This window comes from Paenibacillus sp. 1781tsa1, assembly GCF_024159265.1.
In the GTDB taxonomy this organism is placed as follows: domain Bacteria; phylum Bacillota; class Bacilli; order Paenibacillales; family Paenibacillaceae; genus Paenibacillus.
The window spans coordinates 5,801,305-5,815,097 of sequence record NZ_JAMYWY010000001.1 but is presented as its reverse complement, the minus strand read 5'-3'; the positions used below and the strand labels follow the sequence as shown (position 1 = coordinate 5,815,097).

Sequence of the window (13,793 nt, the reverse complement as noted above, 5' to 3'; positions counted from 1 at the left end):
TTAGGATTAGGAGGGTGTTCAGGAGTGAATAAAGAAGATCGGGATCAAGAAATTATAGACCGCTCGGAAGCAGTTGCTATTCAATTTCTAAAAGATTCTTACAATTTGGAGGTAACCATAACAAGGAGACAGTTGCTCCCTAAAATGGCTATAGCCCGCGTGACAATATATGGTTATGTAACAGGACATAAAGATCAGCATTTTAATGTCTCAGTAAATTATGAATCTAATGTAGCGGAATTGCTCTCGTTCAGCAAAGAATTTCATAATATGCTTAAGATACGGGGATTCGACCCCTATAACTGAGATGTTTTATTTTTTTATTAAGTTAGGGGTAAGGGGAAGTGACTATGAGTCTATTCAATTTGGGGGTCGGCTTTAAGAATGAGTAAGGATGGTAGTGGAAAAAGTAAAATAGAGCTAACGGATCAGGTTTATCAGAAAATGTCTGAAGCAGCTTATAGTGATTATGTAACAGGAGAAGAAATTAGAATACTCCCTGGATGGGAAGTACTAGATCAGAAGCATAACACATCAGGAATGGATGCTGTTACTTTTTATAATCCTGAAACCAAACAAGCCGTCATTGCTTTCCGGGGAACCGAGGGAAGTGCTCCTCTGGAGAGGGCGTACCCTGATCTAAAAACTGATGTTCTAAATATTGGTCTACCCGAAATAAAAGCCACGTTCGATAGAAAATACAATCCATGGCCTGAATCCTGGGGGGGAGTTATTCAGGGCACCGAAGATGCACTAGGGATTACGTGGCTTAATAATCTCATGGGAGATACTCGAAAGAGAATGAGTAAAGATATTGGACCAGATAATCAGTTATATGAAGCGGAAGATTATGTGAAGGAGCTGCAGGGCAAGTATCCTGATGCAGACTTCACACTTACGGGCCATTCCCTTGGCGGTGCCAATGCGCAATATGCAGCGGTGTATACGGGACTCGATGCTGTCACGTTTAGTGCACCAACCGTTGTGGCCGCGTTGACGCCAGAGATGAGAAGGAAAGCCGAGGAAGGGGAGTTTGATGGACAAGTAACCAATTTCATACATCCTGGCGATGGTATTGCGAGCGGTCTCTTTGAGGGGTATGAGCGGCATGTGGGATCTACGCTTCTTATTAATTCAAATTATGCAGATGCGAATAAGAACTATGGGATGAATGTTTGGGCCAAGGTTAAGGATACATTATTTGAGGATGGTCCTGGATATCACGATATGAAACATTACAGTTTCGATGAGGATGGATATATCGACAATACATTGTATGATGAAATTACGGGTGAACGAGTGAGTTACTCTCCGCGAAAACCTTCGGATCATAACATCCTGGATCATACACGTGAAGCATGGGATACCCTATCCAAAGGTTTCAAGTCTGTGGTTAACGTTGTAGGTGGGTACTCGGCAGGAACCATTGAGTTAACGCCAGAGGAACTGAAGGAGATCGCAGGGAAATGGAGTCGCCAAGCGCAGGATATGAGCCGTACCTTTGAGCGAATCCAACGGAACTTTTTTGAGTACACCGAGAGCAGTCACAGTCAGCGGCTTGTGCCAATTGTATGGGATCTTCAGATGAGTATTAAGCAGTTAGATGAATGGCATCTGGAACATACATCAGATCTTGTAGATTATATCCAGAACAAGGCTGATCTATTTATCCAGGCCGATAGTGGAACAGTAGCTTAACGAACATGTGTAGAAAGGCAGGAAGATGTAAATGAGTGGAAGCAGTATAGCCATGGATTTGGATCAGTTATTACAGGCAGAACAAGAGTTGGATCTTATCCTTAGCGAATTAAGAGAAAACGAGAGAGAAGCACGAGGATTGTATGAGAAGCTAAATACCTGGAAGGGACAATCAGCAGATAAACTTCGAATCAAGGTGGAAGTGTTCTTCTATCAGTTGGATACTCGGACACAGTTACTACTCAAACAAAAACAGGAAATGTTAGATGCCATCAAGAGGATAAAGGATGCTGATGGAAATTATTGATTGTGTATTGAGATTTTAATTTTACATAAAAATCAGTTTTTTTATAAGAAATTGGCTAAAACTTAAAATAATAATCTAATCCAAAATAATAAGTTATTATTATGAATATCTAAAAAAGCCACCTTACGTAATAATGAGGTGGTATCTTTTTGTGCTTCATTTGTTGAGTCTATAACTCCCTAAACCAATAGACCCGATGCTTCCATCCAATTAAATTTGAGATCAATTCCAGATAATAATAATCCCTCTGGTGATGACCAACAGAAAGAGGGATCAAAATTAAGTGCTACTAAAATTAGCGGACTTACGCCATTTGTAGTATAGGAAAAGATGATGAAATGAATTAAAAAACATTTCAAATATGACCTCGAATTAGATTAAATGGCAGTAGATGTTCACTTATCCAAATCGTATGATTTCCGCATTTTTTGCCAAGAGACAGGTAACGGCATTTCGGAATATGTAACAGCTTGAAGCTTGAAATCAGCCTATTTGTTGCCTGATACAACTACGCTTTCGGTGAAGAGATAGGCAGGCGTGTCGGTTCCAAAATGGATCGTATTGCATCTAGTTATTTCCCCAATGAGCGGGGATGACCCCGCTACAGTATCAGCAACAATTTAAATGAAACAGTTAGCTTGAATTTGGATTGCAAAAAAAATAGCGTTATTACGTGTCTCAATATAATTAGTATTCACCATTTGAATTGAAAAAATCCCGGATGCGGATTGCACTAGCCAGTTGCTAAATGCGATACTCCACCTCCGGGATTGCACATCGGGACCTTCAAGTTATATAAACAATATGGATTTCTCAAAAGGTTATAGCCACTTATCAGCCCAACGTTCCACAGCGCTTAGTGCTCTCCCTAGTTCCGTGCCTTTTCGTGACAACATATATTCAGTCCGAACTGGACGTTCCGTGACCACATGACGAACCACGAGTCCTTCTTCCTCCAATTCCTTCATTCGCTCATTTAACACACGTTTGCTCAAGTCAGGGATATAAGCGTGAATCTCACTGAAGCGTTTGGGCTCCTCCATCAATGCATGAATAATGAGGGCTACCCATTTTCGGCCAATGATCTGATAAGATTGTTCCACTTTTGTGCATATTTGCTTGGCATTCTCATCATCGCTCATGATTGTACTCCTTTGATTTAGTATTGCCTGTAATATCATTAGTATACTTATTGTAACCTACTTGTCCACAGGCCATATGTGTAAAATGTCACATACCAATTGTTCTTAATCTTACCACATAAAGCGTTATCATCAAATAAAAAGCCTATAAACACTGGAGTTCACAGGTTCGACACGATTATTGACGAATTGTGACGACAGGTGTAATATGGGTAACGTTAATTCAAATGGTTACAATTTATAACCTAAATACAGGTTGTGGAGAGAAGGAATGTTCCATGGTTAAATTCAGGTGTGTTATATAAACGGAGGCAAGGCGGGGAACACACCCACTTATTCCGTCTTTTGTCATGCTTGGATTTGAACATTTTGCAACATCATATACTATACTGCACAGATCACAGGAGGCACTCCAATGGATGCAATGACATTTGTCCTGTTCGGGGCAACAGGCGATTTAGCCAAACGTAAGATTTACCCTGCATTATATAACTTGTACATGGATCAGAAAATGCCGAAATCCTTCTCCGTTATTGGTTTGGGACGGCGTGAATTGTCGGATGCGGACTTTCAGGCAAATGTAGAAAAGTCACTTCATGAATTCTCTCGTCAGACCCCTGAAGAAGCATCTCAGGTTCGTGATTTCATTGGCGCTTTCCGTTATTGTTCTTTAAATAATACGAAGCTTGAAGATTACACCAAATTGTTGGAACTCGTTCAACAGCGTGAACAAGAGCTTAACATTCCCGAAAATCGCATGTTCTACATGTCGGTGGCACCGGAATTCTTTGAGCCGATCGCATTGAACATTCAAGAAAGTGGCTTGGGTAACACCAAAGGCTGGAAAAAACTGATTATCGAAAAACCTTTCGGACACGATCTGCAATCGGCTCGTGATCTGAACGAGAAACTGAGCAATACCTTTGCGGAAGAAGAGATCTATCGCATTGACCATTTCCTTGGTAAACCAATGGTTCAAAATATTGAGACGCTTACCTATGCGAATCCGGTAATTCAGGCCTTGTGGTCTAACCGTTATATTGCCAACGTACAGATTACGGCAAGTGAGACGGTGGGTGTTGAAGAACGTGCTGCGTATTACGACCAAAGTGGTGCGCTTCGTGACATGTTCCAAAACCATATGCTCCAGTTGCTTATGATGATTGGTTTGCATCTGCCAAAACGTTGCACACCGGAAGAAATTCAATTCAAAAAACAAAAAATTGCTGAAGCGCTTCGTCCTTTGACGAAAGAAAATATTGCCTCTGAAGTTGTTCGTGCGCAATATGCAGCAGGTGAATTGCAAGGTTCCTCGGTTGTTGGATATTTGGACGAGCCTGGCATCCCTGCCGGATCTCAGAACGAGACCTATGTTGCCGCAAGACTGTGGATCGATGATCCATTCTGGAGCGAGGTACCATTTTATATCCGTACAGGTAAACGTCTGGCTGAGAAATCCACGAGAATCGTGGTTGAATTCAAATCGCCACTCAAAACGGGTCATGAATCCGAGAACACAACGGAACCTAACCTGCTTACGATTGAAATTGGTCCGGGAGAAAGTATTTCCCTTCAATTAAATGCGAAGAATCCATTGAACCATGGTGAAGTGGAACCGATGCATATGACCTTCAACTCAGGCAAACGTAACATCCCTGAAGCGTACGAGAATCTGATCTTTGACGCTATGCGTGGTGATTCCACCTTCTTCGCTCACTGGAACGAAGTGGAGCTGGCATGGCAGTGGGTTCAACCGATTCAGGAAGCATTCGAAGCTGGCAGCGTGCCACTGGATACGTACAGTGCAGGTTCGCATGGACCAGATTCAGCAGATCGCCTGACAGCCGAAGATGGCTACCGTTGGTGGTAAGTGAAATCGAAAAAGTGAGCACAGAGATAAGAGCGGTATAATCCGTTCTGGTCACGAATGAACATTTTGCACAACCCATATGCGTCTTCCAAGTCAGCAGGATACAGAACGACATGTTTCTATTCGCCTAGAGCGTTTATACTTGGGAGCGAACTGGATCGATGAAGCAAAATGCGGATATATATGAAGTATTTTTTACGAATTATACCGTTCCAATTTTGCATAAGCCCTTCCGGTTATGTGGCCGGAAGGCCGTGAAAATTTTTGAATATAGATTAGCTGCTCAGTTTTGAAAATGGGTTGGCTTAAACGCTGAGAATGTAGTGTAGGGGACGAAATCGATTCTGTAGAAGCAAAGCGTTCGCCTTTATCCCCGGATTTTCTCCTATATAGGAGATTCAAAAAAAATCTGGGGATAACAGCGATCAAAAGAACGATTCGTTACCGGAACGGTTACTTCGCCAAACGTTAAGCACTTATTTTTAATATTGAGCGCACATGAAATTTAAACAATGTTCATAACAGGAGGATTTTAAAATGAAACTTGGACTAGTCGGATTAGGAAAAATGGGATTGAACCTGGGTAGAAACTTGATTGATCACAAACATGAAGTGGTTGCTTTTGACCTGAACGCTGAAGCAGTAAATGAAATGAAAGAATACGGCGCTGAAGGCGTATCTTCTTACGCAGAGATGGTGGCTTCGCTCGAATCCCCACGTGTATTGTGGATCATGGTTCCTCACAACGTGGTAGATGCTGTATTGGCTGAAGTTAGCCCATTGTTGTCCAAAGGCGACATCATTATCGAAGCGGGTAACTCCCACTACAAAGAATCCATCCGTCGCTACGAAGAGATGAAAACCAAAGGCATTCACTACATGGATGCAGGTACATCTGGCGGTATGGAAGGCGCACGTAATGGAGCATGTTATATGATCGGTGGAGACCCTGAAGCTTGGGCCATCGTTGAACCGGCATTCAAAGATACTTCCGTAGAGAACGGCTACCTGTATGCTGGTAAAGCGGGCAGCGGTCACTTCCTGAAAATGGTCCACAATGGTATCGAGTACGGTATGATGGCATCCATCGGTGAAGGTTTTGACGTATTGGAGAAAAGTGGATTTGATTTCGACTTCGAACAAGTAGCACGCGTATGGAACAACGGTTCTGTTATCCGCTCTTGGTTGATGGAGCTGACAGAACGTGCCTTCTCCAAAGATGCGAACCTTGATGAAATTAAAGGCGTAATGCACTCTTCCGGTGAAGGACGTTGGACGGTAGAAACGGCGTTTGACCTTCAAACCGCTACACCGGTTATCGCTTTGTCCTTGCTGATGCGTTATCGTTCCCTGGAGACAGACACATTTACAGGTAAAGTGGTAGCGGCATTGCGTAATGAATTTGGCGGTCACGCTGTAGAGAAAAATTAATTTTATATATAACTGTTAACATATGATGGACATCGGGTAATAACTTATATCGTGTTTACGAATTCATCAAGTGGAGGGAACATATCATGAAATTTTTCTTGGATACAGGGAATGTGGAAGAAATCAAACGGATCGAACGTCTGGGTCTGGTAGATGGAGTCACGACTAACCCGTCTTTGATTGCCAAAGAAGGTCGCGTATTTAAAGAAGTCATTCAGGAGATCTGTGGCGTTGTTAAAGGCCCGGTCAGTGCTGAAGTTATCGGTCTCAAAGCCGAAGATATGTTGAAGGAAGCTTATGAAATTGCAGAATGGGCACCGAATGTAGTTATTAAACTGCCGATGACCGAAGATGGGCTGTATGCTTGCCATGAGTTAACGCAAAAAGGGATCAAAACCAATGTAACGCTGATCTTCTCCGCAGCACAGGGTTTGATGGCAGCGAAAGCTGGTGCAACTTATATCAGTCCATTCGTTGGGCGTCTGGATGATATTGCGGTGGATGGTATGAAACTGATTCGTGATCTGCGTCTTATTCTGGACATGTATGATCTGCCTTCCGAGATTATCGCAGCAAGCATTCGCAATATCAAACATGTCGAAGATGCAGCCCTTTCCGGTGCGCACATTGCCACCATTCCAGGTTCGCTTCTGCCGACACTTTGGAAGCACCCACTGACAGACAGCGGGATTGAACGTTTCCTGAAAGACTGGGAATCTGTTCCGAAATAAATGGCTACCAGTGCTCAAGTCTTTGGGCGGTCTGAACATAAAACCTTTCGCTTTGCAGAGGAATCTGCGGGCGAAAGGTTTTTTTATCTCGGTTTACATAGTTTCCGATTACCGATTAGGTTAGCCAATGAGGAGTACTTGTCCCTTTAATGTTATTGTTACTTTCTGTCCAGTGTCCACGTACTGTCCTTCTTTTTCGGGACAACAGTGCATAAGGTTAACTATAGCCTATAGCTCATCCCGCAGGGGAGGGACACTTCGATGATGAGAAGAAAATGGCGAAGCCGGAAACGCCGTAAGCCGCCAAGCGGCAAGCGCAAAATGTGGTTGATCATTTTATTGGTCACTGCGTTTTGTTTGATGCAGGGCTTTGCTTATGTGGATAAGAAAATGAAGCCCCCCATCATGCACTTGGCCAAGATCAGAGTGAAGCAAATTGCGACCGAAGCGATCAACAAGGCGATTACAGCACAGGTTGCAGATGGCAAAACCAACGAAGGATTGATTGATTGGAAGACGGATACCGCCGGGAAAGTGTCCGGTTTCATGCTGAACTACAATGAGCATATGCGAATCACCGCAAGTACGATGAACATTGTGCAATCCACACTGCAGAATGTACACATGTTAAAAGAAAAAATTCCACTGGGGCAGGCACTGGGGAGTCCGGTGATGGCTTCATTTGGCCCGAGTATACCGGTTCGTATTGAGCCCCAAGGCGCTGTCAAAGTGGACCTGAACACCCGTCAGCAAAATGCGGGTATTAACATGATTTTGGTGGAAGTGTACATTCACATCATTGCTGAGGTCGCCGTCGTGGTGCCCTTCGACATGGAGCCCGAAACGGTCGATACGGAAATCCCGATTTCCTACCTTCTGGTTGTCGGGGATGTGCCGATGTATTATTACGATAATCAGGGCAAGCCGGTAGGCAGTAACGGAAGTAATGCCCCAGCTATTGCGCTGCCATCAGGTCATACGGGTGTTTCAAGCGGTAATGGAGTGACTACGAATCCCCCTAGCCAGAACCAGCAACAGACCCCGTCAGACCATTTGCAAGGGAACGAGCTTGAACAATTTGAGCCGGATGATCTTCCTGATGTGAATGGGGGCTTGCAGTCTAACAAGGATACGCAGCCGTGATACACAAATTTTAAATGCAAAGCAAAGAAAGGGGCCTCTATTAAAGAGGACCCTTTTTCGAATGCTTATCGTACTCTCAGCCGAAGAAAATCGACTTAATCCCGCCAGTTTACAGGTTTGGATCAAGACTGAGGTGTACTCCGAATTCCTTCCGCATATCGTGCTTATCCTCGTCTCACTTACTTTTCTTGTTCTTTTGTTTGCGTTCATCCTGTTCCCAATGTTTCAGCTGTGGATAAGGATCGAACGACCATTCGTGCAGTCCGCTGTCCCGGTAGATCCCATAGTGCAGATGCGGAGGGAATTTGCCCTGTGTCCCAGGTTTACCGTAACCCGAACTGCCAACCCAACCCACAACCTGACCAGGAATAACAACTTCACCGATGCGTGCACTTTTGTCAAAACCCGAGAGATGGGCGTAATAGTGATAATGATTGTTCAAATCCCGGATACCGATGCGCCAGCCGCCAAACGGATTCCAGCCTTTAATCTCCACGACCCCATAACAGGTGCTGCGTACCGGCAGACCATGTGGAGCGAAGATGTCTGTTCCCTCATGAATGCGATAACCGCCCCAGCTTCTTTTCGTCCCCCAGGTGCTGCGATAGGAGTAATTGGTTCCGAGCGGAACCGGGAAGGCATGTCCAAACAGATCCAGATTGTCAAAATGCTCATATAACTTCGCGAATTGCTGTATCCGTTGCACAGCACGGGAGTTGTGATAATATTCCCACAAGGCAATGTTGAAGTCCTCTTGCTTGTTTCCGTAACCTTGAATAACAGAAGCCATGCTGTACAGCACATCCTGATCATTGTTGGCATCCGCAATACCGTCTCCTGATCCATCACGTCCATATCCTTTGAAAAAAAGAATGGATTCCGGATGTTGATCCGTCTCATCAGGATTTAGCCATCCTCTCCAGGCTGGAGGAGTCATGAAGATACCTGTAAGCCGCTCTGGATGCTTGCGATCCTTTGGATGTGCGCGAGTAATCGTTCGTTCATACTGATCAATTGCGGCTAGCCTGTACCAGGGAATCTGAGTCATCTGACCGATGGTCTCATATAAATGGCGACGTGCAGCGAAAATTTCTGCAGGCTTTAACTCGGCAGCCTGTGGTTTGGGAGCGGCCCCGACAGGTTCACTGTAAACGTCAACAGATAAACATGGGAGAAGCAGCGTACCTGCAAGTAATGTTTTGATCCAAAATCGGTACGTGTGCCTGGAGGTCAAGCGTTGTTGCACTGGGAAGCAGCCCCTTTCCAATAGAATGATACAAGGTACCCGATGAACCAAGCTAAAGGTTAGCGTTCTTCAAAAGTCCTCATTTTATCCATGTAAGCACTTGGGATGAATCGAATGCAGCAAATTGTCCATATCAGGCATGAATGCAGAAGATGTGACAAATGGGGGTTTTTCCAACGCTTTCATGGTATAATATGTTCCGAGCAACAGCCTAACTTCAGTTAGAAAGAAGGTTTATGCATTGGCTAAACGTGTTAAAGAACCGAAGCCGGATTGGATTCGGATCAAATTGACAACCGGCGATAACTATCAGGAAATGAAAACGATGATGCGTTCCAAAACGCTGCATACGGTATGTGAGGAAGCGCGGTGTCCGAATATCTATGAATGCTGGGCCAATCGAACGGCCACTTTTATGATTTTGGGCGATATTTGCACAAGGGCATGCCGTTTTTGCGCGGTGAATACAGGCTTGCCAACGGAGCTTGATTTGCAGGAACCAGAACGTGTGGCGGAAGCAGCAGAGCAGATGAATCTGCAACACTGCGTCATTACAAGTGTAGCCCGTGATGATCTGAAGGATGGAGGAGCTACGATTTTTGCAGAGACGGTGAAGGCCGTACGGCGGCGGCTGCCATTGTGCAGCGTTGAAGTGCTCATTCCAGACTTTCTGGGCGATCGGGAATCTTTGCAGATTGTAATGGATGCCAAACCGGACATTCTGAATCACAATATTGAGACGGTTGAGCGGTTGTCAGACAAAGTGCGTGCCAAGGCAAAATACAAACGTTCACTGGAATTGCTTGCTCGTGCCAAAGAAATGCAACCTAACATCCCAACGAAATCAAGCATTATGCTTGGTGTAGGTGAGGAATATAATGAAATTTTATCAACAATGGATGATCTTCGTGCGGTGGACTGTGATATTATGACGATTGGTCAATATTTGCAGCCATCGGAGAAACATCTGTATGTTGAAAAGTATTATCCGCCAGAGGAGTTCGCTGCATTGAAACAGGAAGGATTAAAACGTGGGTTCAGCCACGTCGAGTCCGGCCCGATGGTACGCAGCTCCTACCATGCGCATGAACAGGTGAAATCGGCTACCAAACATGCTGAACAGGCGGCAACACACGCGTGATGGAGGATACCGGATTGGAAGAAGAAAAAAGCGCAGAACAGATTCAGGACCAACTCCAGGAGCAAATCCAGGAGCCAGTTCAGGAATCGGTTGTTGAAACGGTTGAAGAAAAGCCCAAAGAACCGGTCATTGTACAGATCGGCGGCAAAAATTATGAAATCGTCCAGAACCATAAAGAAGGCTGGAATCCAGAAGTCTTCCGTGATCGTTACAGTGAGGTGCTGGAGCGTTATGATTATATTATCGGAGACTGGGGTTATAGCCAGTTAAGGTTAAAAGGTTTTTACCGTGATAACCATCCAAAAGCGACAAAGGATTCCACGATCGCCAGTATGGTGGATTATATTAATGAATATTGTAACTTTGGCTGTGCGTATTTTGTGCTTCAGAAGAGCAAAGATCAGCCTCAAGCCAAAGCAAAAAGCGGTTCCTGAGAAGGACCGCTTTTTTGGTGTGTTTATTTTAGTCAAGAAATGCTGTGCGAACCCGATTCCAGAATGGATATGGACGGAAACGCGCGAAACTGACCTTGTGACTGGATACCTGACAACGGACGGATATCAGATCCTCCACCATCACATTCACATGATCAATGGTCATCAGTAAGCGCTGATCCTTGCGGGAGAAAATATCACAATGATGATGCTTGGGCAAAATAACCGGTGAACCAAGTGTCCGATAGACCCGGTTATTAATTGAAGCAATCTCCGCAATCTGAATGGCCTCGATGGTCGGATGAACCATGGCACCGCCAAGGGCCTTGTTGTATGCCGTGCTGCCTGAAGGCGTGGATACACAGATTCCATCTCCACGGAACATCTCGAATGTCACATCGTTAATATCGACCTGGGCTACGACGGTACCGTCCACACCTTTTAACGTAAATTCATTAAGGGCGATGTAAGAGGAATTCCCCGACTTTTTCCGAATCTCAAGCTCCAATAGCGGATATTGAACAATGCGTGGTTTGAGACGCTCCGGATCTCCCTTGCCACTCATCAGCCTGACTAATTCCCGTAATTCTTCTTTCTTCCAATCGGCATAAAAGCCGAGATGGCCTGTATGAACCCCAACAAAAGCAATATCCGGAATACGGTCGATGAAATTGTGAAATGCCTGCAGCATCGTACCATCGCCCCCGATGGAGATGACAATCTCCGGCGATTCTGCATCCAGCTTGAACCCTTCTTCCTTCGCCAGCGCATGAAACTGCTGACTGAGATCAATCGATAACTGGTCTCCGCGGTCTTGAACATAGTATCTCAAGATGAAAGCTCCTTTGTGGTCATTATACTACCGATGATAATCAATTCCGCGGAAGAACACAACGTTTGGATGCATATTCAGTTAAATATAGATGAATGATTGACTTATTTTTTGACATGTCGTCCAGGCTTGAGAATGGAACTTAATATCGCAAGAAATAACATCAACACAATGAGGCTCACAAAAATAATGATTCCTGTCAAGAAGATCAGTCCCCAGTCCGGTGTATACGTCGAAAAGGATGGGATGAAACCTGGCTCCATGAGAACGGGTGAAGCGGAACGCCCCATCATGGGGGTCCATAATAGCAGGACCAACACAGGTGCGATTAGCGCATGAATCGCTCTGGCAAATAAAAAGGGACCGTATCTCATGGGTGTGCTGCTAAGAATACTCATAATCTGTGCATGGACGGATAATCCGCCCCAGGAGAGAACAAAGGCTGCTGCCGCCACTTTATATACAAGTGGAATGGAAGTGCTGACACCTCCGGCCTCTTTGGCCCCCAGTGTGACTTCAAATAACCCCCCGACCAAGCTAGGAGATAAGGATGGAGGAAGTCCGCTATGTCGAAGCAATTGCTCGGTTATCCCGTATAATCCGCCAAGCCAACCGGTCTGTACAAGCAACTCCATCATGACCGAGAAGAATACAACCAGCCCTCCTACGATAATAATAAGGCGAAGGGATGAGGAGACTGCCTGGCGCAGCAGTTCACCGAATGCCCGTCCGTCAGCTTTTCTTGCCTCATGCATTGCATAGATGGCCCGGACCAGTCTGTTTCTAGGTATTTCCTCCGATGGAGATGCAGAAGAGATGTCTGGCTGTGAGCCTTTCGCTGTACCCCCGTGAAAACGCATGAGCATACCCACCAGAAAAGCTGCAGCGTAATGACTTGCAACCAATAACGGAGCAATGGCGACATTATGGAAGAACCCAACCGATACAGCTCCAATCATGAAGATCGGATCGGATGATGTGGTGAAGGCAACGAGCCGTTCTCCTTCTTCCCGGGTAACCAGCTTTTGTTCCCATAACTGGGCGGTCAGTTTCGCTCCTGTAGGATAACCGGATGCACAGCTCACGGCAAATACAAAACCACCGCTTCCGGGAACACGAAACAATGGACGCATTAGTGGATTCAGCAAGGTACCTAGAAAATGAACAATGCCAAAACCGAGCAGCAGCTCGGACAGCACCAAAAAAGGAAAAAGGGAGGGAAACAATACGTCCCACCAGATGGACAATCCGCGTACACCTGCATGCCAGGTTTCCGCTGGATACAAGACCATTAACACACAAAGGATCAGGAGAGCGAGTGTGACCAGGACATGGGTGAGTCGTTGTGAAGCAGCCATGAATTCTTCTCCTTTACTTTTGGAATGGTCGGTGTGCGGAAGTCTGTGATGCTATTGCCATCAATATATGAAAAAAAGTGGACAAACAGTACAAAATTATACGTAGAAAGCGCTTGCAAAAGTGGCTGTGTTTTTGAGTGATGTGTGCTAAAATGAGAAAAACGCCTGAACGTCACCTAATTGTCTCCAAGGTGGAATTCAAATCGGATGGAGTGATGATCATGAGTCTTGTCACCGGAATCCTGGTCTGTGCTTTTGTATATGTGATACGTGCCTCGCTGGTACGCTCTGAGGAAGAGGACTGGCGGAGTTATTAATGGAATATCTAGTGCGCCAACCTATGTGGTTGGCGCTTTTTTTGTGTTAGGTTTCGAATAAGGTCCTATATACAGATGGCAGGTTATGCGTCCTGATGATTACATGTTATATAGGACTTTTTGGTTTTTTTTGATAGAATGGA

At 45.0% G+C, this 13,793-nt stretch carries 14 protein-coding genes; 10 read left to right on the top strand and 4 right to left on the bottom strand.

Going from position 1 to position 13,793, the window contains the following annotated elements; genetic code table 11:
• The first annotated feature begins 24 nt into the window (after nucleotides 1–24).
• The 3 genes from NKT06_RS26150 (at nucleotide 25) to NKT06_RS26140 (ending at nucleotide 2,005) form a co-directional block, all read left to right on the top strand.
• A complete protein-coding gene (locus NKT06_RS26150; RefSeq protein WP_253440733.1) occupies nucleotides 25–306 on the top strand; it encodes a hypothetical protein in 282 nt (93 codons plus the stop codon).
• 78 nt (nucleotides 307–384) lie between these two features.
• A complete protein-coding gene (locus NKT06_RS26145; RefSeq protein WP_253440731.1) occupies nucleotides 385–1,698 on the top strand; it encodes a Tle-like phospholipase domain-containing protein in 1,314 nt (437 codons plus the stop codon).
• 31 nt (nucleotides 1,699–1,729) lie between these two features.
• A complete protein-coding gene (locus tag NKT06_RS26140) occupies nucleotides 1,730–2,005 on the top strand; it encodes a hypothetical protein (RefSeq protein ID WP_253440729.1) in 276 nt (91 codons plus the stop codon).
• Nucleotides 2,006–2,826: 821 nt separating this feature from the next.
• On the opposite strand, the gene NKT06_RS26135 is transcribed toward NKT06_RS26140, so the two are convergent.
• Nucleotides 2,827–3,147 carry a winged helix-turn-helix transcriptional regulator gene (locus tag NKT06_RS26135; protein ID WP_036605715.1) on the bottom strand — a complete coding sequence of 107 codons (321 nt, stop codon included), beginning with the start codon at nucleotides 3,145–3,147 and terminating at the stop codon, nucleotides 2,827–2,829.
• A gap of 415 nt (nucleotides 3,148–3,562) precedes the next feature.
• Between NKT06_RS26135 and zwf the strand changes: the two genes are divergently transcribed.
• The 4 genes from zwf (at nucleotide 3,563) to yunB (ending at nucleotide 8,322) form a co-directional block, all read left to right on the top strand.
• Nucleotides 3,563–5,017, top strand: a complete 1,455-nt coding sequence (gene zwf / locus NKT06_RS26130; RefSeq protein WP_253440728.1) for a glucose-6-phosphate dehydrogenase — start codon at nucleotides 3,563–3,565, stop codon at nucleotides 5,015–5,017.
• Between the two features lie 537 nt (nucleotides 5,018–5,554).
• A complete protein-coding gene (gene gnd / locus NKT06_RS26125; RefSeq protein ID WP_062838007.1) occupies nucleotides 5,555–6,448 on the top strand; it encodes a phosphogluconate dehydrogenase (NAD(+)-dependent, decarboxylating) in 894 nt (297 codons plus the stop codon).
• 86 nt (nucleotides 6,449–6,534) lie between these two features.
• Nucleotides 6,535–7,179, top strand: a complete 645-nt coding sequence (fsa, locus tag NKT06_RS26120) for a fructose-6-phosphate aldolase (RefSeq protein ID WP_036605718.1) — start codon at nucleotides 6,535–6,537, stop codon at nucleotides 7,177–7,179.
• A 261-nt stretch (nucleotides 7,180–7,440) separates the two neighbouring features.
• Nucleotides 7,441–8,322, top strand: a complete 882-nt coding sequence (yunB, locus tag NKT06_RS26115) for a sporulation protein YunB (protein ID WP_253440727.1) — start codon at nucleotides 7,441–7,443, stop codon at nucleotides 8,320–8,322.
• A gap of 175 nt (nucleotides 8,323–8,497) precedes the next feature.
• Here the strand turns inward: yunB and NKT06_RS26110 are convergent, their stop codons facing one another.
• Complete coding sequence (locus NKT06_RS26110) at nucleotides 8,498–9,568, bottom strand: M23 family metallopeptidase (protein WP_367399876.1); 1,071 nt, start codon at nucleotides 9,566–9,568, stop codon at nucleotides 8,498–8,500.
• Nucleotides 9,569–9,809: 241 nt separating this feature from the next.
• Between NKT06_RS26110 and lipA the strand changes: the two genes are divergently transcribed.
• Together lipA and NKT06_RS26100 are read left to right on the top strand one after the other, a co-directional pair.
• Nucleotides 9,810–10,709, top strand: a complete 900-nt coding sequence (gene lipA, locus NKT06_RS26105; protein WP_253440726.1) for a lipoyl synthase — start codon at nucleotides 9,810–9,812, stop codon at nucleotides 10,707–10,709.
• A 14-nt stretch (nucleotides 10,710–10,723) separates the two neighbouring features.
• Entirely contained in the window at nucleotides 10,724–11,143 is a 420-nt protein-coding gene (locus NKT06_RS26100) for a YutD family protein (protein ID WP_253440725.1), read from the top strand.
• Nucleotides 11,144–11,171: 28 nt separating this feature from the next.
• On the opposite strand, the gene NKT06_RS26095 is transcribed toward NKT06_RS26100, so the two are convergent.
• Together NKT06_RS26095 and ylbJ are read right to left on the bottom strand one after the other, a co-directional pair.
• The gene (locus tag NKT06_RS26095) at nucleotides 11,172–11,975 is read right to left on the bottom strand and encodes an NAD kinase (protein WP_036673293.1); all 804 of its coding nucleotides are present in this window, start codon (nucleotides 11,973–11,975) and stop codon (nucleotides 11,172–11,174) included.
• Nucleotides 11,976–12,079: 104 nt separating this feature from the next.
• Nucleotides 12,080–13,333: a sporulation integral membrane protein YlbJ gene (gene ylbJ, locus NKT06_RS26090; RefSeq protein WP_253440724.1), complete on the bottom strand. Its 1,254-nt coding sequence runs from the start codon at nucleotides 13,331–13,333 to the stop codon at nucleotides 12,080–12,082.
• A 152-nt stretch (nucleotides 13,334–13,485) separates the two neighbouring features.
• Between ylbJ and NKT06_RS26085 the strand changes: the two genes are divergently transcribed.
• Nucleotides 13,486–13,650 (top strand): hypothetical protein, encoded by a 165-nt coding sequence (locus NKT06_RS26085; RefSeq protein ID WP_253440723.1) that lies wholly within the window; start codon nucleotides 13,486–13,488, stop codon nucleotides 13,648–13,650.
• The last annotated feature ends 143 nt before the right edge of the window (nucleotides 13,651–13,793 follow it).